This window comes from Pseudomonas sp. Tul2A7, assembly GCF_054790505.1.
In genome coordinates, this window is record NZ_CP186499.1 from 6,300,934 (window position 1) to 6,322,195 (window position 21,262).

Annotated in this window: 15 protein-coding genes; 6 read left to right on the plus strand and 9 right to left on the minus strand. The window is 59.8% G+C overall.

The window, feature by feature from the left end:
• The 4 genes from ACOYXJ_RS28030 to ACOYXJ_RS28045 all read right to left on the minus strand — a co-directional run bounded on the left by ACOYXJ_RS28030 (position 1) and on the right by ACOYXJ_RS28045 (position 7,128).
• Positions 1-936 carry an Ig-like domain-containing protein gene (locus ACOYXJ_RS28030; RefSeq protein ID WP_460372811.1) on the minus strand — a complete coding sequence of 312 codons (936 nt, stop codon included), beginning with the start codon at positions 934-936 and terminating at the stop codon, positions 1-3.
• A gap of 70 nt (positions 937-1,006) precedes the next feature.
• Complete coding sequence (locus ACOYXJ_RS28035) at positions 1,007-5,053, minus strand: hypothetical protein (protein ID WP_460372813.1); 4,047 nt, start codon at positions 5,051-5,053, stop codon at positions 1,007-1,009.
• A gap of 113 nt (positions 5,054-5,166) precedes the next feature.
• Positions 5,167-6,090: a LysR family transcriptional regulator gene (locus tag ACOYXJ_RS28040; protein ID WP_460372815.1), complete on the minus strand. Its 924-nt coding sequence runs from the start codon at positions 6,088-6,090 to the stop codon at positions 5,167-5,169.
• A 54-nt stretch (positions 6,091-6,144) separates the two neighbouring features.
• Positions 6,145-7,128, minus strand: coding sequence for an MBL fold metallo-hydrolase (locus tag ACOYXJ_RS28045; RefSeq protein ID WP_460372817.1), 984 nt, complete (start codon positions 7,126-7,128; stop codon positions 6,145-6,147).
• 249 nt (positions 7,129-7,377) lie between these two features.
• Here ACOYXJ_RS28045 and ACOYXJ_RS28050 point away from each other — a divergent pair, with 249 nt between their 5' ends.
• Both ACOYXJ_RS28050 and ACOYXJ_RS28055 read left to right on the plus strand, forming a co-directional pair.
• A complete protein-coding gene (locus ACOYXJ_RS28050; protein WP_150794231.1) occupies positions 7,378-7,809 on the plus strand; it encodes a helix-turn-helix domain-containing protein in 432 nt (143 codons plus the stop codon).
• A 125-nt stretch (positions 7,810-7,934) separates the two neighbouring features.
• A complete protein-coding gene (locus tag ACOYXJ_RS28055; protein WP_460372819.1) occupies positions 7,935-10,823 on the plus strand; it encodes an ATP-binding protein in 2,889 nt (962 codons plus the stop codon).
• Here ACOYXJ_RS28055 and ACOYXJ_RS28060 read toward each other — a convergent pair.
• Both ACOYXJ_RS28060 and ACOYXJ_RS28065 read right to left on the minus strand, forming a co-directional pair.
• A complete protein-coding gene (locus ACOYXJ_RS28060) occupies positions 10,800-12,257 on the minus strand; it encodes an ATP-binding protein (protein ID WP_150794233.1) in 1,458 nt (485 codons plus the stop codon). The genes ACOYXJ_RS28055 and ACOYXJ_RS28060 overlap by 24 nt on opposite strands.
• An 89-nt stretch (positions 12,258-12,346) precedes the next feature.
• Positions 12,347-13,300, minus strand: a complete 954-nt coding sequence (locus ACOYXJ_RS28065; protein ID WP_150794234.1) for a GlxA family transcriptional regulator — start codon at positions 13,298-13,300, stop codon at positions 12,347-12,349.
• A gap of 214 nt (positions 13,301-13,514) precedes the next feature.
• Between ACOYXJ_RS28065 and ACOYXJ_RS28070 the strand changes: the two genes are divergently transcribed.
• Positions 13,515-14,237 carry a pirin family protein gene (locus tag ACOYXJ_RS28070; protein ID WP_460372821.1) on the plus strand — a complete coding sequence of 241 codons (723 nt, stop codon included), beginning with the start codon at positions 13,515-13,517 and terminating at the stop codon, positions 14,235-14,237.
• 48 nt (positions 14,238-14,285) lie between these two features.
• Here the strand turns inward: ACOYXJ_RS28070 and ACOYXJ_RS28075 are convergent, their stop codons facing one another.
• Both ACOYXJ_RS28075 and ACOYXJ_RS28080 read right to left on the minus strand, forming a co-directional pair.
• Positions 14,286-14,771 (minus strand): hypothetical protein, encoded by a 486-nt coding sequence (locus ACOYXJ_RS28075; RefSeq protein ID WP_460372823.1) that lies wholly within the window; start codon positions 14,769-14,771, stop codon positions 14,286-14,288.
• 176 nt (positions 14,772-14,947) lie between these two features.
• Positions 14,948-15,823, minus strand: a complete 876-nt coding sequence (locus ACOYXJ_RS28080; RefSeq protein WP_150707353.1) for a LysR family transcriptional regulator — start codon at positions 15,821-15,823, stop codon at positions 14,948-14,950.
• A 111-nt stretch (positions 15,824-15,934) separates the two neighbouring features.
• Here ACOYXJ_RS28080 and ACOYXJ_RS28085 point away from each other — a divergent pair, with 111 nt between their 5' ends.
• From ACOYXJ_RS28085 to ACOYXJ_RS28095, 3 genes are all read left to right on the plus strand, one after another.
• Positions 15,935-17,134, plus strand: coding sequence for a YbfB/YjiJ family MFS transporter (locus ACOYXJ_RS28085; protein WP_460372825.1), 1,200 nt, complete (start codon positions 15,935-15,937; stop codon positions 17,132-17,134).
• A 60-nt stretch (positions 17,135-17,194) separates the two neighbouring features.
• Positions 17,195-18,193, plus strand: coding sequence for an NAD(P)H-quinone oxidoreductase (locus tag ACOYXJ_RS28090; protein ID WP_460372827.1), 999 nt, complete (start codon positions 17,195-17,197; stop codon positions 18,191-18,193).
• A 112-nt stretch (positions 18,194-18,305) separates the two neighbouring features.
• Positions 18,306-19,250 (plus strand): alpha/beta hydrolase, encoded by a 945-nt coding sequence (locus ACOYXJ_RS28095; RefSeq protein WP_038364802.1) that lies wholly within the window; start codon positions 18,306-18,308, stop codon positions 19,248-19,250.
• Here ACOYXJ_RS28095 and ACOYXJ_RS28100 read toward each other — a convergent pair.
• Positions 19,247-21,058 (minus strand): ABC transporter ATP-binding protein, encoded by a 1,812-nt coding sequence (locus ACOYXJ_RS28100; protein ID WP_460372829.1) that lies wholly within the window; start codon positions 21,056-21,058, stop codon positions 19,247-19,249. The two genes, ACOYXJ_RS28095 and ACOYXJ_RS28100, sit on opposite strands and share 4 nt — an antisense overlap.
• Positions 21,059-21,262: the final 204 nt, after the last annotated feature.

Here is a 21,262-nt window from a genome sequence, read left to right on the forward strand (position 1 = left end):
CTACCCCCTGCCCTTTTGACGCTTCGCTTGGGTCGCGCTAACCCCAAGGACTTGCCAATACGTGTCCTTGTTGTGCGCACTGGCATTGTCATTGACCGAATCGCCGTTCAGGTCATAGGTCCAAGCGGTGCCGGCTCCCAATTCATCGCCGGTCCACACGGGATAATTCAGCCACTCAAGGTATTCGGCCACAGGGCCGGCGTCGGGAAAGTACAGCGTCCACATGCGTTTGATCCGGGACAGCGTGACCGGCTGCAATTTTGCTGTTTCACAGAGTCTGAGCATCCCTTGCCAATCCGCGCTGTCGGTGAGGAAATGCACTTCAACAATCCCCTTGACCGTCAACGGGTAGGTTCGGGTCTGGCTCTGGCTGTCGGTGGCGCTGATCGCACAGTCGCCATTGCGTCGGGCGCTGACTTCGCCCGTCTGCTCATCGACACTGGCAATGGCCGGATCGCTGCTGGTGTATTGATAGGGGCCACTCCCCCACTGCGCCAGTCGCGTCATTCGGGCGGCGGCGGGTAACTTGACCGGCGTTTTGTCTACTGACACCACGTGATTATGTGCGCTCAGATCGAGGGTCGCTTTTGCGTCAAAACCTGACTGCAATAAAAGATTCAGCGTTTGCGACGGCACACGATCGCCGTCATGGAACTGTACTTCGTAGTGAATGGGGACGATGTCATTCGCGTCAACGACCAGATCACTGCCGAGCACGGTAAAGGTGACGTCTTTGCCAACAGCCGTGGAACCAATCGGGATGTCATCGGTGTAATCCTCACCGACAAACAGATAGACATGATCGCGATAGGCCATGCCGTCATAGGGTTTGATTCTGACTGTCACGCCTTTGGCCGGAATGTCTGCAGGATCAAGTACATCGCCGGGCGCTTCGTCTACAGACGGTTTGAGCGGGGTGTTTGTTGTTTTGTGCATGGCGACACCTCACACGGCGCTCTGTCGAGCACCGTATTTCGGGGTTGAAGGAAGGCTCAATGGCAGGCGTTCAACGCCCGATATTCAGCTCGGCCCAGCGACTGGCCAGAAGTGCCCGGCCTCTGGAGGTCGGGGTAGCGTGATAAGACACCTTGCCCCTCAGCCGCTCCTGTACGGCGCTGCTGTCCCCGCCGCCAGCAGGATGCCCCCAGGTCACGACTCGACCATCAGCGGTGAGCGCGGTAAACCCGTGAGTGTTGTCGTAAAGCGCTTGTACCTGAGTCAGCTCAGTGACGACCGTCGAGGTATCGCCACCTACGGTCGCATTCCCCCAGGCGACCACTGTGCCGTTCTTGCGCAACGCGGCAAAAGCCATGGAGGAACCACACACCTGAACAATGTCATCGAGCGCCGCGATTTCGGCAGGCACCAGACCACCCTCCGCGGGAGTGCCCCACGCCACGACATGACCGTTGCCTCGGCGCGCTGCGAACGCGCGCCAGGTGGAACTGACCTCGACAATGTCCGTGAGCCCGCCAATCAGCGCGTCAATCGTCCCGCCGTACGCGGCCGTCCCCCACGCCACCACCTGCCCGGTCGCGCGCCTTGCGGTGAAGGCTTGCGCATTGGCGCAGCTCAATTCGATGATGTCGGTCAGGGACGCAATTTCAGCCGGCACAACGCCGCCATAGGTGGCGTGGCCCCAGCCGACAATCCGTCCATTGCCACGATGCGCGGCAAAGGCACCAAAGCTGCCGATCAGATTGTCGATATCGGTCAAGCCTGCAATCTCAACCGGAACTACCCCACCGTTTGCCGCCAGGCCCCAGGCCACAACATTACCGGCGGCTCGTTTTGCTGAAAAAGCCTGACCCGCCGCCACCACTCGAACAATATCCGTCAGTGCGCTGATTTCTGCTGGAACACTACCTCCATCGGCTGCTGTGCCCCAGGCAAACACCTGCCCGGTAGTCTTCAACCCGGTGAACGCGGTCGCATTACCGATAACTTCGACAAAACCCAGCGGATCTATACCGCTCATGCTTCCGCCCTCGGCGGCGGTTCCCCAGGCGACAACTGCGCTATTGGCGCGGCGAGCCGCATAAGCACTGCGCGTGCAGCTCACCTCAACGATGTCATCCATGGTGATGATGGTCGGAGGAATATTGGCGCCGTACGCAGCGTTGCCCCAACCAGCGACATCCCCGACATCTCGGTGAGCGACGAAAGCCGCGAAACCTGTGACCGTGGTATCGATCCCGTTGCCAATGATATTCGCCGAGTTGAGCGTGACCAGATCATCGGCAGTGCGCACTTGCAGCGGCTGCTGCGGTGAGGTGTCGCGCCAGGTGGCAGCGGTCATCCACTCTGTGTCCGAAGCGTACTTCCACTGCGCTTGCAGCGGCTGCCCCGTGGTGGCGTTGAATGCGCTCAGTACACGAGTGGCACTGGATGCGCGATAAGTACTGCGGTTATAACGGGCGCCCATAATCTTCAGGGTACCGCTGCCAATGACCCGGCGAACATCGTAAACCGTCGGCACCGACGGGCCATCGGTCCCTCCCGCCTTGCGCTTGACCTCATAACTCAACGCGATGCTGTCATCGAGGTTAGCGCTGATCACCGCGTGGGCCGCCTTGATCACGCTGAGTTCTTTGTCGGCCTCTGCTGCCAGAACCGTGTGGGTGTAAGGGGTGGTGGTTTTGCCGACCACGGTCACGGTGATTTCATCGTCGGTCTTCAGTTGAGCCGTCGCCGGGATCACCACCGTGGCGCCGTTGGGGTACACATCGTCCGGGTTCAACTGATCTTTCTGCGAACCCGTGGCCTCCCTGAAGGTGGCTACCGGTAGACGGAACTCTTGCGCTTGCACGTCAAAGTCATAAGGTTCGCCGTCTGCCTCGCCGCCGTCAAACAACTCGACCCGATAATCGACAGTCACTTTTTTGTTCAAGCTGGCCTGCACAATTGGCAGACCCACAGTGAACTCGATCGGCTTGCCCTTGTTATTGCCACTGACCGCTTTGTCATCGGTGTGCTTGACCACTCCATCTGACGAAGCCCAGGTCATATAGAAGTGATCGCCGGCATTGTCGGGGTCATTGGCCGGTATCTCGACGGTCGCTCCGTCTGGAGCATTGGCCGGGTCGAGAATATCATCGAGCGCCTGCACTACGCGGGCCGGATCCAGCAATTGCGTGGACTCGCCGACGGAGAACACGAGAGGGTTGGAATAACTGATCGTGTCGGTTTCTTTGCGCCAGATTTCGTAATTGGCCGTGATCGTGGCACCGCGATTTGGCTCGATATGCTCGGCAACAAACTTCTCGCTGAGTCGGAATGGCACGTCGCTGTTCTCGTTGAGCGCAGTAATGTCGATGAAGTCGCTGGTCTTGCCTGATCGTTCCCCTTCCCATTTGTAAGTCACCTTATCGCCGCGTTTCGTCGGCGTGACGATGGGTTTGGGAACGGTCAGCCGACCAACGCCGTTGGGTAATTCATCGGGCTCCAGTGAGCCATTGCTTTCTCCGAGCACGATCGGTTTATCCAACTCGAATTTTGGCTCGCCCACGCTCAGCGATGCTGCGGGACGCGACACACGCCTGACAATGTCGTCGCTCCCATCCACACTCAAATGGACATATGACAGCACCAGTGTTCCGCCCTCAATGGTCTTCAAGTGCAAGCCTTCGACAGTGAGGAAAAAACCGACCGGGTCGGCGATTTCCTCCCGGCTCGGTGTATACCTTTCGAATTCCGGGATATAGGCACTGCCATCCGGACGTTTACCGAACCACACCAGTTCAAACGCATCGCCATAGTTGAACACCGAATCAGAGCGAATCAGAATCCGGGTACGTGCCAGGTCAGGATCAATGGCGCCCTGGTTTTCATCTTCAGCAACAGGGGCATCCAGGCGCGTGGCCTCACCGCTGACTTGCACGAACTGACCTTTGGATTGCAGCGGATCGGCAATTCCCTCGCGCTCGACCTCATAAGAAAAAGTCACCTGGGTTGCGACAAGCCTGCGCAGATCCGCATTCTCAAACTCGAACTCATAGGTGTGGGGGAGATTGTCGACCGCCTGCTTCGGCGCAGTGAATGTGACGGCTTCGCCATCGGCGGTGGTACCGCTGACTTTTACTTCAATCCAGTCCTGATGTTTGAATTCGCTCGAGGTTGCCCAGACCTGAACGACGACGTTTTTATCACCCAACCGGTCAAGGTCGAGAACATTGTTGAGCGCATCCTTGACAATAGGGGCAATCAGCCGATTGGTGTTGAGCGAAACCCTGATCCGGGTTTCTCTACACCAGTCCTCCGAATAGTTGTGGACGATATCGCGCACGCGAAAGCTCACGGCCAGGCCCACCGCATCGGTATCACCTGCTTTCTCTATAATCGCCCGCTTGACGTAAATCGTGATGGGATTCTTCAACGGGTCATTGATTTGCTCTGCCGTCACCGGGTCGGACCAGATCAGAATGCCCCCCCAACTGAGCTGAACTTGATCGCCCACGGCAATATCGGGGTAAGGTTCGCCGCTACCGGATGCGTGTCGAATGACGATAGGCACACCCGCTTTCGGCGCCTCCGGATTATCCGGATCATCCGGATCATCCGGAATGTTGTCGCTGTGCACCCCACCAGAGACAAATTCCGGCGGGATGAACATGAACAGATTGGAATGCCCCGGCCCCTCCTCCGTATCCTGTCCGCCGGGAATTTCCAGCTTGACGAAAATTTTCAATGGCGGCGTGTACGTCTCGGCGGGATCCAGGCCTAATCGTTTTACCCAATAGTCGATTTCATGGGAGCCCGAAGCAAGATGCCGCGGAGCAACGAACAGGGTCGCACGCTGATCAGATTCTGATTGATCACGAATGGTGTACCGATCCACCTCGACGGAGTTTTTCCTGAGCACCACCAGGTCGCCTTTATTCTTCGTCGTCCATGGGCTGAGGTAGACCTGCAATCCATCGTCCGGATAGATCCCTTGCGCCGCAGCGCGATTGATCCCCCACTCCCCCGAGGGAAGAATGGGAAGCGTACGACCGGTAATATCCGGCTCAGCAAGTGCCAGAGTTGCGATCTGTTTTTTGAGTTTTAAAAGCATGACAAAACACTCCTGCCGAGGGATCGGGCGACGGAGTGATTAACAGCCAGAAACAGAAAATCGTCACCTGTCAGATCTGACAGGTACAGAGCAGTTTCCGACGAGCGGAGGGGTCAACGTGGCGGTATATCCAACGGCGCCGCCATGAACTGGCTGATCCGCGCGCGCAACCATTTCTCCGCCGGATCGTTGTCATGCACCCCGCTCCACGCCATCGACAATTGCGCCGCATCAATCGGGAACGGTGGATCTTCGGCGCGCAAGGCACACCCTTCAACCAGCGCGCAGGCCGCGTAATCCGGCACGGTGGCGATCATCTCTGTGCCGGCGAGCAACGCGCGCAAACCGCTGAACTGCGGCACGCCCAACACCACGCGGCGCGAACGGCCGACCTTGGCCAGGTCCATGTCGATGTTGCCGCTCAAGTCGCCGGAGAACGACACCATCGCGTGCGGGCGTTCGCAGTATTCGTCGAGGGTCAGCGGCCCCGGACGGTCGTCGCCGCGCAGGACCTTGCAGGGAATGTCGCGCAGTTTTTTGCGCTTGGCGTTGGCCGGCAATTCAGTGGTGTAACTGACGCCGACGGAGATTTCCCCCGATGCCAACAGCGCCGGCATCAACAAATAGTTGGCGCGCCGCACGACCACGACAATCCCCGGTGCTTCCTGCTGAAGCTGGCGTAAAAGCGGCGGGAACAGACCAAACTCGGCGTCGTCTGACAAACCGATGCGAAAAACATCGCAACTGCTCGCCGGTTCGAACTCCTTGGCCCGGCTGACCGCGCCAGAGATGACGTCCATCGCCGGTTGCAGCTCTTTGAGAATCGCCAGCGCCCGCGCGGTCGGCTCCATGCCGCGACCATTGCGCAGCAGTAGCGGATCGTCGAACAGATCGCGCAAACGGCCCAACGCAGCGCTGACGGCCGGTTGCCCCATGAACAGTTTTTCGGCGACGCGGGTCAGGTTCTTTTCGAACATCAGCGCTTCGAAAATCACCAGCAGGTTCATGTCGACGCGACGCAGATCGTTACGGTTCATTGGCATGTTTTCCTTTTCGGTGTCAGCTGTTTTTGCGGGTGGGCGCTGCGCACTTTACTCGATTAACGGCACCTTGGCCGCGCGCTTGTACGGACCGTATTCCACGGGCACCCACTGAAAATGTTTGCCTTGCGCGGTGATGTGACCGATGCCCGGGAACGGCAGGTGCGCCGCCGTCACCCACGTCTTGCTGGCCACCGCCGCACTGAAGACAGTCTGACGCGCGTTGATCGCTTGCGCACTGTTGACATCAAAGCCGATTGACACTTCCGGATGCTCAAACTGCACAGCCAGGTTATGCACCAGATCCCCCATGAAAACGATGCTCTGATTCTGCGAGGTGAAACGGTAGGTAGTGCTGCCCGGCGTATGACCGGCTTCGAGTGTCGCTTCGACTAATCCCGGCAACGGCGACTGGCCAGCGGCAAAAGTCTTGAAGCGCCCGGCGGCGACGTAGGCCGCGGTGGAGTCCTGGGCGATCTTGAAAAACTCTTTGGCGCCGGCCGGCGCTTTGGCCAGCGCGGCCGGATCGAGCCAGTAATCCGCTTCAGCCTTGGCCGCGTACACCGTGGCATTCGTGAACAACGCTTGTTTCTGTGCATCGACCAGACCACAGACATGATCAAGGTGCAGGTGCGTCAGCAAGATCGTATCGACCTGCTCTGGCTGGTAGCCGGCCGCCCGCATATTCGCCAGGAGCTGCCCGGCGGTGGCGCCAATGCATTGTCCGGCGCCGCTGTCGACCAGAATCAGTTGCTTGCCGGTATTGACCAGAAACGCATTGAACGCCGTCTGAACACCCGGGGTTTCAATCGAACGGCGTGCCAGCAGCGCACGAATCTGGCCCTGACTCATGCCCTGCAACAGCTTCGGCGACAGGTCGTTATACCCATCGAACAATGCGGTGACCTCGTAATCGCCCAAGGCCAGGCGGAAATAGCCCGGCGCCTGAGTGCCCTGCTGGGGTGCCTGTGCCATGGCGCTGGAAGTGACCAGCGCGAACGTCAGCGCCGCCGCTGCGTTGAAAATGCCTTTCATCTGATTCCCCTTGGACCTGCCGATTGCGGCGCCCCCATCGGCTCGCCACGCTTGCTGTCATCGTGCCGCAAACCGCGGGGCGCAGACTTGCAGGGATGTGCTGAGTTCAGGTCAATGCGCTGGAATTAACAACGATTAACTCGTCAGCCTCCCGCCCTCGGCCAACAATGAAACCCTCTGCGCAGCTTTGTTTTTTTGACCTGAGGGGATGCGCCGACCGTGCATTCCCCATCGACACGGACTTTGGCCATGGCTCACTTACAGCACAGCGTCGCCCTCGCCCCTGCCAACGAACCGCGCAAGACCGGGGTCGGCGGACTCAGTCCGCAGCGCGAACGACAGGTCAAACAACTGATCCTCGAACGCCTGGGCGAAAGCCTTGAGGTCACCGAACTGGCCCGCGCCTGTTCGTTGTCGCGTAGCCATTTTTCCAGGGCCTTCAAATGCAGCACCGGGTTGTCGCCGCAGGACTGGATCCGCACCCAGCGCCTCGCGCGAGCCAAGCTGTTGATCCAGCACACCGACCTGAGCCTGACGCAAATCAGCCTGGAATGCGGTTTCTGCGATCAGGCGCATTTCTGCCATATGTTCACTCGCAGCGAAGGCATCAATCCGTTTGCCTGGCGCTGCCAGATCATGCGCGAGCCCAAAGTCCACCGTTCACAACCCGCCGTGTTTTGATCGCGACACCCGTTGCACTGACGCTCAAACCTGAGGATTATGCCGGGACACCCCGGATTAGAAGGCCTGCGCTAACGCCTGGCACTACTCCGTTCTGTCCGTTGCTGCACCGCAGGAGTGAGCTGTTGAGTCTTTCCCCGAATCAGGCCCTCGGGTTTGGCCCCTATCGGATTCATCCCGGACAACGACGGGTGCTCGAAGGCGAGCAGCCGTTACGTCTGGGCCGACGGGCGATGGACATCCTCCTGATTCTGCTGGCCCACGCCGGCGAAGTAGTGAGCAAACAGCAATTGATGGCCGGGGTCTGGCCGGACAGTGTCGTCGAAGACATCAACTTGCGTGTACACATGGCGGCGTTACGCAAGGCTCTCGGTGATGGTCAGGCCGGGCAGCGTTACATCATCACCGTGGCGCAACGCGGTTACAGTTTTGTCGCACCGGTTTTACTGGAATCCATGGAGGAGCGTCCTGTGGGCGATGCTGGCGGTCGGCACAATTTGCCCTTGCGGCGCACGCGCATGATCGGCCGCCAGCCGCTGGTCGACAGCTTGATGACGCAGTTGCCACGCCAACGCTGCATCACCTTGGTCGGCCCCGGCGGGATCGGCAAGACCACCGTGGCCCTGCGGGTAGCCGAGCAGTTGATCGGGCACTATCGCGACGGCATTCGTCTGGTGGATCTGGCACCTCTGAGCGATCCCCGGCTGATCTGTTCACACTTGGCCGCCCTGCTTGATCTGACACTTCTCGAAGGCGACCCGCAGACAGCGCTGGTCAAGGGCCTGCAACAGCGGCAGATGCTATTGCTGCTCGACAACTGCGAGCATTTGATTGATGCCGTTGCGGCGCTCAGTGAAAGCATTCTGCGCGGGGCGCCGCACGTGCATATCCTCGCCACCAGCCGCGAAAGTCTGCGGGCCGAAGGCGAATACGTACAGCGTCTGGACTCCCTCGAATACCCGCCGATGACGACGACGCTGGATCGTGAGCAAACGCTGAATTTTTCGGCGCTGCAGCTGTTCGTCGAACGAGCGACGGCCGCGCAGGAAAGCTTCGAACTGAGCGATATCCAGCTGCCGCAGGCAATCGAGATCTGCCATCGGCTCGACGGCATTCCACTGGCATTGGAACTGGCGGCAGCGCAGGTCGCCGAACTCGGACTGGATGGTCTACTGAGGCAATTGCAAGGCCGTTTGCCGCCGCTGGCAGCGGGTAATCAAAGCAGTCTGGAGCGCCATCTCACCCTGCGCGCAACGCTGGACTGGAGTTTCAATCTGCTCGACCACTGCGAACAAACCTGCCTGCGTCGTCTGAGCGTGTTTCGAGGTGGTTTCACCCTGGAGTCGGCGGCGGCCGTTATCGTTGGCCAACAGATCGACCCCGGTGTGGTGTTTGTGTCGATCACGCAACTGGTGGCCAAATCCCTGCTCGCCGTCGAGGTCGGTGACGAGGACGTGTTCTACCGCTTGCTCGACACTACCCGGCGCTACGCGCTGGAAAAACTCGATCACGCTGCCGAATGCGAAGAAACCCGTGAGCGGCATGCCGAACGCTGTCTGGCGTTGATGCAGCAGGCGCAGAACGATTGGGAAAACACGCCGACATTGTTATGGATCGATCGCTACGCCCGAGGGCTGGAAGATTTGCGCGCAGCGCTGGACTGGAGCCTTAACGGTGTCGGCACTGGTGGTTTGGGAATTCGGCTGACGGCGGCGTCGGCGCCCTTGTGGCAGGAGTTGTCGTTGCTCAAGGAGTACGGCGTCTATGTGCGCCGGGCGCTGAGCCTGTTTGATGAACTCGGCGAACCCTGCCCGCGCCTGAAAGTCGCCCTCAAACTGGCCCTTGGCAGTGCCTGCTACCACACCTGGGGCGGCACGGCGGAAACCATCCAAGCCTTCGCCGAAGCTCGTCAGTTGGCCCACAAGCACGACGACGTCGCCGGACAATTGCGCGCAGTTTCCGGGCACATGGCGGTCAACCTCAGTTGCGGGCACTACCGCATGGCGCTGGCACAGAGCGAGCACTTCGACCGCCTCGGCCTGCACGGCGACCCGCAGTTGTCACTGAGTACCCACCGCTTGCGCGTATTGGCCCTGCATTATGCCGGCGACCAATTGCAGGCGCGCATTCACGCCGAACAGGTGCTCCAGCGCATGGCGCACAGCGGCCATGTCAACCGTTTCACTCATGGCTTTGGCGTGCAGTACGACCAGAGCGTCGCGTCGCTGACGGTGCTGGCACGGGTTTTATGGATGCAAGGTCTGCCGGAACAAGCCTGGCGCACGGCGCGGCAGGCCCTGGATATTGCCGTGCAGATCGACCATGGCACTTCAATTTGCTACACCCTGGCGCTGGCGAGTTGCCTGATCGCTCATTACAACGGGGATCAGCAGAACGCCCGGGCGCTGTTGCAGTTGCTGCTCGAGCAGTCGCAGAAACATTCGGTACTGCTGTTCAACACTTGGGCGCGGCACTACGCACAGGTGATTGACGCGCAAGCCAAGGCCCCGGTGCCGACGGACAGCAGCGGGCTGATCCGGGAAATCATGGTGACGCTGGATGGCCGTTTTATGGATGACACGCTGCTTGTGCGGGCGTTGAGTGGTGATGCGGGGTGGAGCACGGCGGAGATTCTGCGGGCTCAGGCGGATACGTTATTGAAGGAAGAGTTGGTTTGTCTGGGCGGGCCTCTTCGCGAGCAAGCTCGCTCCCACAGGGATTCTGGATGTACTCAGACCCCAGGTGGGAGCGAGCCTGCTCGCGAAGGGGCCATTCAGGAAGCCGAAGCACTCCTGCAACAATCCCTGACCATCGCTCGAACCCAAGGCGCGCTTGCCTGGGAACTGCGCAGTGCCACTTCATTGGCGCAACTCTGGCAGCGCCAGTCGCGCTGTCGTGAGGCGCTGGATTTGCTCAGTCCGATCTATCAACGCTTCACCGAGGGCTACGCGACCCCGGACCTGCGCAAGGTGCACTTGCTGATCGACGAGTTACGCGAGGGCGTGCACGCCTGAGGCCAGACAAATCCGCTTGATGTAACGTGCATGCCGGCGTTCAAGATCAATTCCCTCACCGCTGCGCTCAAGTTGCTTGCGGGCATAGCATCGGGTGGTATTGAGCATCCGGTACCGGCCTGCACTGACGCCGCGTTCCAGTGACAACCAAGACTTCTGCGCCAGGCCTTCGATGATCGCGGCAAGCTCCGACACGGCCAGTTGCGGGCAACTGATCACCGCCAACGCCGCCTCTAGCGTAAATGTCAGTTTGAACACCGATAAGCGCCGCAGCACGCGTTGTTCCTGCTCACTCAAGCGCTGATAGCTCCAGTCGAATGCCGCTTGCATCGATTGGTGCCGGGGTACAGCGGTGCGCCGGCCATGGCGGAGCACTTGCAGACCATTGGCCATTTGCGCCTGCAGGCCGACCAGCGCCAGCGCATCGATCTGCGCCGCGGCCAGTTCAATTGCCAGCGGTAAACCGTCGAGTTGCCGACAGATCTCGACCACGACTTTGACGTCCTGCTCACGCAGGCTGAAATCATGCTGTCGCGCCCGGGCACGGCTGACGAACAACTGCACCGAAGAATGGCCCATGGCTTCAGTGATGCAATCGGTCGCCGAGCGTTTCGGAATGGCCAGCGGTGGCACACGCTGCAGGGTTTCCAGACTGACCTGCAAGGCCTCACGACTGGTGGCGACTATCGACAGACGAGGCGCGGCTTCGAGCAACGTTGCAACCGCTGTTCTGCAAGCGTCGCGCCGGTGGTCACAGTTATCCAGTAGCAGCAACGCATGGCGGGTCGACAGCCCGGTCAGATCGCTTTCGAGGGTGCGCAGCACTTGGTCGAGTAGCGGCGTGTCGTCGTCGATCAGGCTCAGATCTACTTGCCACACACCGTCTCTGTAGTACTGCAAAAGCAGTTCCGCGACCCGCAGCGCCACGGTGGACTTGCCTACGCCCGGCGCTCCGGTGATGGTCATCAGCCGACACAGCGGCATTTGTCGCACCAACCCGCCAACCAGCGAGTCACGACCGGTGACCGAGGTCAGTCGAGCTGGCAAATTGTGCAGGGGTGTCTGCAAGCCCTCGAAGACCACTTGCGCGGCATTGTTGCAACGCACCGGGGCAATAAAGCTGTAACCGCATTGCGGCACGTTGACGATGTAGCGCTGACCGTTTTCGCCATCACCCAAGGCCCGCCGGAGCGCAGCGATGTGCACGCGCAGGTTGATCTCCTCGACCACCGACGTTGGCCATACCAGAGCGATCAATTGCTCCTTTCTGACCACTCGACCGGCACGCTCGACCAGCACTTGCAGAATGTCCAGCGCGCGCCCGCCCATGCGCAAAGGCCGATCTCCGTCGAGTATCAGCCGTTGGCGCAGGTGGAAGGCGTAAGGGCCGAAATGCAGCACTGACGCCGTATTCAAATCGATGAGGCTATCCATGCAACTATCTTGGCAGGCTCAGATGACGCGACAACCGCTACACGGGGCGCAGCACGGACATCCGGGTGCGCCAGACGGACACAAGCGCTCTAGCTGAACTGTTCGCGGTACTGCGCAGGGGTCAGGCCGAGCTTTTCAGCGAACAGCGAACGCATGTGCCGCACACTGCCGAAACCGCTTTTGTAGGCCACGGTCTTAAGCGGCAGATCGCTGGTTTCCAGCAGATTGCGCGCGCAGTCGATGCGTGCACTTTGCAAAAACTCCATCGGCGTCATGTTGATGTCACGGGTGAACACCCGTGCAAAGTGCCGCGCACTCATATTGGCGATGGCGGCCATGCGCTCGACCGTGAACGCTTCGTCGAGATGCTCCAGCACATAGCTTTGCGCGCGGGTGATCGGTGTTTCTTGCGGTGCCACAGCGGCCATCAGCGGACTGAACTGCGCCTGCCCGCCCTGCCGCTTCATCACCACCAGCAGGACTTTGGCCACATCCTGGGCAAGTTTTTTGCCGTGATCGCGGGCGATGACGGCGAGCGCCATATCGATCCCGGCCGTGACACCGCCGGAGGTGATCAGGTTGCGATCTTCGACATAGATCTGATCGGTCGTGACTTGGGCTTTCGGAAAGCCCTTGATCAGCCGTTCGGTGTAGTTCCAGTGGGTGGTCACCCGGTAACCGTCCAGCAACCCGGCATGGCCCAGGACAAAGGCGCCGGTGCAGATCGAACCGTAATGATCGACGCGCTGGACCGCGCCCTTGAGCCAGGCAAACAACGCCGGAAACTGCTGGTTGTAGGCACCGGGGCCTCCCGGCACCAGCAGCAAGTCATAACGCTCGGTATCGGCATCATCAATGGCCCGATCAGCATGTACCAACACGCCATTGGATGCCCGCAGCGGGCCACGTTCAGTGCCAAGCGTGATCAATTGATAATGCGCTTCGGCTTTCAGATAGCGGTTGGCAACCGAAAAAACCTCCAATGGCCCGGCCATGTCGAGCAGAAGAAAGTCGGGAAACAGCACCATTGCCACGGTTTTCATGGGAAGACATCACTTAAATCAAGGAGACATGAGACAGGCCAGACATTATGGACAACTACGACATTCGGGGCGCAAAAGTTTATGCGAAGCGCGTCGCACAACTGTCAACCTGATAAGGACAGTCTTTCAATTTCCATGTACTTATTGCACCGCACAGTAACCAGTAACCTTCTCCTCACTCGGACGAATTCACGTCCCGCAAGGAGATTTCATCATGCTGACCCTTCGCAAAGCCTCCGATCGTGGCCTCGCCAATCATGGCTGGTTGAAGTCCTTTCACACCTTTTCCTTTGCCAGCTATCGCAACCCTCGCGAACAGGGTTTTTCCGACCTGCTGGTGATCAACGATGACCGCGTTGCCGCCGGTAAAGGTTTCGGCCAGCACCCGCACCGCGACATGGAGATTTTTTCCTACGTGCTGGAAGGCGCACTGGAACACAAGGACACGCTGGGCACCGGCTCGGTTATCCGCCCGGGTGACGTGCAACTGATGAGCGCAGGCAGCGGTGTGGCGCACAGCGAGTTCAATCATTCGGCGACCAAACCGGTGCACTTCCTGCAGATCTGGATCGTGCCGGATGTAAGCGGCGCCAAACCGCGCTATCAACAGGAACATTTCAGCGCCGGGAAAAAACGCGGTCGTCTGCAATTGATCATTTCGCCGGACGGCCACGACGGTTCACTGAAAGTGCGCCAGGATGCAAGGGTCTTCGCCGGGCTGTTCGACGGCAAGGAAAGCGCCACGCTCGAACTGCCGACCAACCGCTATGCGTATGTGCATGTAGCGCGCGGCAGTGTCGAACTCAATGGCCAGCAACTGCGTGAAGGCGATGGCGTGCGGGTTCGCGAAGAACAGTTGCTGACGTTGAGCAACGGTGTCGATGCCGAGGTGTTGGTGTTCGACTTGCGGCCGCAGGAATTGCCAGAGATGCCATGACGCGATGTCTCAATACCCACAAAAACGGCCTTCTTTGAAGGCCGTTTTCTATTGTGATGATTCGGGTGCTTGTTGCGAAACAGGTCTTGGTGCGCCTATATCTTTACCTACCTGGATCGCCGCGAGTGTCGTCTGCAAGGTGGTTAACACCGCTGCCTGATTGGCAAAGTGCGCCCCCACGACGACGGTGATCATTCCGAGGAAATGGACGGCTGTCGTCGCCCAGTAATGCGCCTTCACTGTCGAGGCTTGTTTGATGGCTTCTTTTGAGTCTTCGGCGATTTGTTGTACGCCGTCCCACATCAAATCGTATCGTTTGTCCCTCTCCATTTGAGCCTTGTCTCGCTCAGCCTGAGTCAACAGGTAAGCATCGATTCTCGCCGACACACCCTCGACCCGAGCGTCCATCCTGGTCTCGATGGTTTCGATCCTGGCATTGAACTCTTCACGACTTATAGCGTTCATGGCTTTAGTATTCCGGCTTTTACTCGATAGATCACTGATTGGATTTTGACTGAATTCCGAGGTTTTCAATTCGACACCTTCCTGGGTCTACATACCGTCCCTGGTATTAAATCGGTGAATTTCCAACGCCCCTCACCGAACTGATGAAAAGGTAGGCCCTATCCAGAATGCTCACAAGCCGGGAGATTCTGCCTCTGGTGTAGGCCGTTTCGTCAGAGGTTGTAGCCTTGCCAAAACAGCGTCTACTACTCATTCTCCGACGCGAACACGTCGACAATCTGCTCGATCACCGCCCTCACCCGCGCGGTATGGCGCAGGTCCGCATGGGTTACTAGCCATACCTCATACGGGAGCGGCGTAGTGCGCTCCGGCCAGAGCCTGATCAGGCCATCGCGCTCGCCCATGTACACCGGGATTTCTCCTACACCCAACCCTGCTGCAATCGAACGACGAACGAGCAAACTGGAACTGAGGCTGGCGACGATACGACCGCGACTCATTGGCTCCGATACCAACGTCAGGTCCTTTTTGCCTTGCAGATACGGTTGATAAACCACCAGATCATGCCCTTCAAATGCCGTGCCCGGCTGCGGCACGCCATTGGCGTCTATATACGCTTGGGAAGCAAACAGCCCCACCGGCCATCGGGCAATTCGCCGGGCGATCAGGTCAGGGTTGTCCGGCCGGGTGTTGCGCACGGCGATATCCGCCTCACGCTTGGCCAGGCTGAGAATCTGTGTGGACGCGTCCAGTTGCACGCGCACGTCCGGGTGCTGCTCGTGCAAGCGGGCAATGGCCGGGATCAGAAAGTCGATCGCCAGCGAATCGGTGGTACTGACGCGTACCGTGCCGGTCAGGCGATCGTCCAGGCCTTGAATCTGCCGCTCCAGCTCCAGCGCCGAATGCTCCATTTTCTCCACGCTTTTAAGCGCTGCTTCGCCGACCGCCGTCAACGCATACCCGTCAGAGGTACGCAGGAACAACGTCGCGCTCAGGGACTTTTCCAGTGCCGTGATGCGCCGCCCGACGGTCGCCTGATCCACCCCCAAAACCCGTGCTGCGCCGCGCAGCGTCGACTCGCGGCAAACAGCCAGAAATACCCGTGCATCATCCCAATTCATGCTGCCTCCCAGCGATGCAAATTCGCATCATCGTGCCGCCAATTCGCTGCATTAACGCAGCAACGATAGCCGATATGCTGAACGCCATAAACCTTCCTCGAGATCGCTTCCATGCGCACTTCAACCTCCACCGGTATCTGGCTGCCGATCTTCGCCGGCCTCTGCGCCAGCCTGGTCAGCATCGGACTGGCGCGTTTCGCTTACACGCCGTTGATTCCTTCGCTGATTGAAGCGCAGTGGTTCAGCGCCAATGATGTGGTCTACCTAGGTGCGGCCAATCTCGTCGGCTATCTGATCGGCGCGCTGCTCGGCCGGCCGACAGCACGCCAGCTCGGCAACAAAAATGCCTTGCGGCTGATGATGCTGGTGGTCACGGCGGCGTTTTTTGCCTGCGCGTTTCCATTGTCGGTGAGCTGGTTCTTCGGCTGGCGACTGCTGTCAGGGATTGCCGGCGGCGCGATCATGGTGCTGGTGGCCGCGACTGTATTGCCGCATGTTCCGGCGGCGCGTAAAGGGCTGGCCAGTGGCGCGATCTTTCTCGGCATCGGTCTCGGCATTGCCGGCTCCGGGACGCTTGTGCCGCCGCTGTTGAGTCTGGGTTTGCAGGCGACATGGCTGGGCCTGGGGGCTTTGGCCTTGTTGCTGACGGCGCTGAGCTGGTTTGCCTGGCCGTCTGATTTCCTGCACCCGGTCGTTGCACAAGAAACGGTGTCTGCAGAACCGACACCACGCGGTGTGTATTTGCTGTTCGCTCAATACGCCTTTATGGCCGCAGGCCTGGTGCCGGCCATGGTGTTTCTGGTGGATTACGTGGCGCGTGGCCTCGGTGCCGGAGCGCATGTCGGCGCGTTAGTGTGGGTGATGTATGGCTTGGGCGCGATTGTCGGCCCGGTGAGTTATGGCTTTCTTGCCGATCAGCTTGGCGCAAGGTCCGGCATTCGTCTGGTGCTGGTGGTGCAAGCGATTGCCCTCGGACTGCTGGCGATCTCCCACTCGTTTCTGGCGTTGGCGTTGCTGGCGGTGATTCTCGGTTCATTTCCGCCCGGCATTGTGCCGCTGGCGCTGGCGCGGGTGCATGAACTGGTGCCGGAGCATCATCGCCAGCAAATCGCCTGGAGCCGCGCCACGGTGTCATTCGCCACGTTTCAGGCGCTGGCCGGGTTTGCCTATTCGGCACTGTTCAATGCCAGTGGCGGTCATCACGCGTTGCTGTTCGTGATTGCCGCTGGCGCGATCGTCGTGGCACTGCTGTTGGAGCAAGCCATGAAATGGCTGCCTGCCCCGGTTGAGCCGCGCTGCTGCGCAAATTGAAGGGAATCATTGCCGGCTCGGCAGGCTCCCACTTACACAACTCAAGCCAAGAGAAACGATATGTCCCTGCCCAATGAAATGACCCGAATCGAAATTACAGAGCCCGGAGGCCCCGAAGTCTTGCAACCTCGACGCGTGCCGCTGCCGGTCGCGGCAGAAGGCGAAGTGCTGATCCGCGTACACGCCGCCGGGATCAACCGGCCGGACGCCTTGCAACGGGCCGGCAAATACCCGATGAAACCCGGCATGAACCCGATCCCGGGCCTGGAAGTGGCCGGCGAAGTCGTGGCACTCGGGGCGGGTGTCAGTCAGTTCGCCGTGGGCGACAAAGTCTGCGCGCTGACCAATGGCGGCGGCTATGCCGAATACTGCGCCGTCCCGGTTGGCCAGACCCTGCCGATTCCCCAAGGCCTGGACTGGGTACACGCTGCTGCGATCCCGGAAACGTTCTTTACCGTATGGGCCAACCTGTTCGGCCTCGGTGGCGCCAGCCGTGGTCAACGCGCGCTGATTCACGGTGGCACCAGCGGCATCGGCACAACCGCACTGATGCTGTGCCGCGAATTTGGTATAGAAGCGTTCGCCACCGCCGGCAGCCCGGACAAATGCGCGGCAATTCGCGATCTGGGTGGCGAAGCGATCAATTACCGCGATGAGAAATTCGCACAGGTCATCGCCGAGAAAACCGCCGGCCAAGGTGTGAATGTGATCCTCGACATCATGGGCGGCTCGTATCTCAACGATAACGTCAGCGCCCTGGCGATGGATGGCCGTCTGGTCATGCTCGGTTTTCTTGGTGGCGCACGGGCCAATGACTTTGATCTGCTAGCAATGATGGCCAAACGTGCGGTCATCACCGGTTCCCTCTTGCGCGCCCGTTCCGCTGCTGAAAAAGCCGCGATTGCCGATCAACTGCGCGAGCACGTGTGGCCGGCGCTGGGTGCCGGGCGCTGCCTGCCGATGATCGACAAGGTTTATTCGCTCAACGACGCCGCTCAGGCTCACGCGCACATGGAGGCTGGCGACCATATCGGCAAGATCGTGCTGCAGGTCGTGTGAGTCTTTGCAGCATTTGGTAATCGTTGCGCCGGGGCGGTGGTCGAAAAACTCACGCGCAGACCGAGGCATCTGGTAAAAAGCCTTCTTTATCTGCGCCTAGGTGAAACGTTTAATGTTCCTGTCCTTCATGACGCGTCTGCGACGCCGCCGTTTGGCGTTTGCCTGCATGGCCGCGCTGATTATCGGCGTGCCGACCAGTTGTGCCGTGCTCGAACACACCGAACGCAAACTGCTGTTTCGCATCGAACCGGGCACCGCCGGTTGGTATCGCGGCTTGCCCGGGAGCGTGCAGGAACTCGACCTGCAACCGAAGAGTTTCAAGGCCGGGGAAAACATTCATGCCTGGTGGTGGCCGGCGGAAAAAGCCAATGCGCCGGCCATTCTCTATCTGCATGGCGTGCGCTGGAACCTCACCGGGCAGTTGTTCCGTATCGAGCAACTGCGCGCAGCGGGTTATTCAGTGCTGGCCATCGACTACCGAGGTTTCGGCAAAAGTCACGGTGATCTGCCGTCGGAAAGCAGTGTTTACGAGGACGCGCGGGTGGCATGGGAGCGCTTTAAGCTGCTGCAACCGGATCCGGCCAAACGTCTGATCTATGGGCACTCCCTCGGTGGCGCTGTGGCCATCGATCTGGCCGCAGAACTCGGGCAAACCGCCGCCCGCGATCATTCCGCGTTACCGGTGCGCGGACTGGTGATCGAGTCCACCTTCACCACGCTGGCGGATGTCGCCGCGTCCGTGGCCAACACGTCACTGCCGGTGCGCTGGCTGCTGTCGCAGAAATTCGATTCGATCGACAAGATCGCCGACATTCACATGCCACTGCTGGTGGTGCACGGTCTGGCCGACGCTTTCGTGCCGCCACGTTTCAGCGAGCAACTGTTCAATGCCGCGCAACAACCTAAACGCCTGTTGCTGGTGCCGGGCGCAACGCACAACAACAGCATGGCGCTCGGCGGGCAGAATTATCGCAAGGCGCTCGACAGCCTGATGCAAAGCAAGCCCGCCCCGCGGATGGCCGGGCCGGCAACCGTGCGCAGCGGGCGGGACACTTAACGGTAGCCGCGAGCCTGTAAATCGAACAATTGCGCGTAGTGCCCGGCCGCGGTGATTAGTTGATCGTGGCCGCCCTGTTCGAGAATCCGGCCTTGTTGCAGCACGATGATGTGGTCGGCATTGCGCACGCTGGAAAAACGATGGGAAATCAGCAACGTCATGCGACCTTCACTGTGCTGGCTGAAATGCTCGAACACCGCCGCTTCGGCCGCCGGATCAAGGGCGGAAGTCGGCTCATCGAGGATCAGAATGTCGGCCTCACGGCGCATGTACGCGCGGGACAAGGCAATCTTCTGCCACTGGCCGCCCGATAACTCCTGGCCACCGGCAAACCAGCGTCCCAACTGCGTGGCATAACCCTTGTCCAGTCCTTCGATAAAGGGCGCCGCCATCCCTTGGGCAGCCGCCTCTTTCCATCGTTGCGAATCGTTGAACGCCAAGGTATCGCCGACGCCAATGTTTTCGCCGACGCTGAACTGGTAGCGAATGTAGTCCTGAAAAATCACGCCAATACGTCGACGTAACGCGGTCTCCTGCCAATCCTGCAAATCACTGCCATCGAGCAGGATGCGCCCTTGATCGGGGCGGTAGAGCCGCGTCAGTAACTTGATCAGCGTGGTCTTGCCAGAACCGTTCTCTCCGACCAGCGCCATGCTTTGGCCTGGCACCAGTTGCAGGTCAATGTTTTCCAGTGCTGGCCGACTGGCACCGGGATAACGGAAGCCGACGTTTTCGAAGCGCAAACCATCGCCCGGGCACACGCCAACGGTCAGGTGGCCGGTATCCAACTGCACCGGTTCGGCCAGATATTCATAGAGACTCGTCAGGTAGAGTCCGTCTTCGTACAGGCCGCTGATCGCACTCAGGCTGCTGCTCACGGCGCTTTGGCCTTGTTTGAACAGCACCAGATACATGGTCATCTGGCCGAGGCTGATCTGGCCATGCACGGCATCGATCACCACCCACGCATAGGCCACGTAGAACGCCGCAGTACCGAGCAGGCCGAGGCCGAAACCCCAGCCGTCGCGCCGCAACGTCAGGCGTCGGTCTTCGGCATACAACCTGGCGAACGTGTCACGGTAGCGTTGCAGCAACAGTGGGGCAAAGCCGAACAGCTTGACCTCTTTGATATAGGTTTCGTGGGACAGCAAGGTTTCGATGTAGCTCTGCTGGCGACTCTCCGGCGCCCGGCGGGTGAACAGACGGAAGGCATCCCCGGAAAAATGCGCCTCGGCAAAGAACACCGGCAACGCACCGACCACCAGCAGCACCAGCGCCCAGGGGGAAAAGTGCACCAGCAGCACACCAAAACTGATCAGCATGATCAGGTTCTGAATCAAGCCCAACGACTTCATGACCAGCGCCAGTGGCCGGGTCGACGCCTCGCGACGCACGCGCACCAGTTTGTCGTAGAACTCGGAGTTTTCGAACTGCACCAGTGACAGGGTCTGTGCTTTCTCCAGGATCAGCGTATTGACCTTCTGCCCTAGCTGCACCCGCAACAGCGACTGCTGCACCGACAGTGCCCGTTGTGTGCCGGACAACAGCGCCAACACCCCAGCCTCCAACAAAACGTAACGCAACACGGGCCACAGTGGCGCACTGCCGTGTTGCGCGTGCAACTGCATCGCCGCAACCACAGCATCGACAATTCGTTGCCCCAACCATGCCGCCAGTGCCGGCAGCAAGCCGGCCACCAACGTTGCCAGCACCAGCCCCAGAAACAAGCCACGCGATGTCCCCCAAACCAAACGCAAGGCGCGCTGCGCCTGATCGAACAAGGAGGTGAAACGCGATAGATCAGGCATGGGGCGTTGGACTCTGCGGGCGATGGCGGTGCGTTATGGTACTCCAGCGCTACGACTGAATTTCACACGACGAGCGCGTTATTGTCGACGCGCTTTTCAGAACAAAAACATCTGGAAGACTCAGGCCTTTCCGGCGTCCAACGCTCTGCTATGTTTTAACCGCCCTACGCGGAACCCGGCGAACCCCCGCCACGCTCCGCGCCT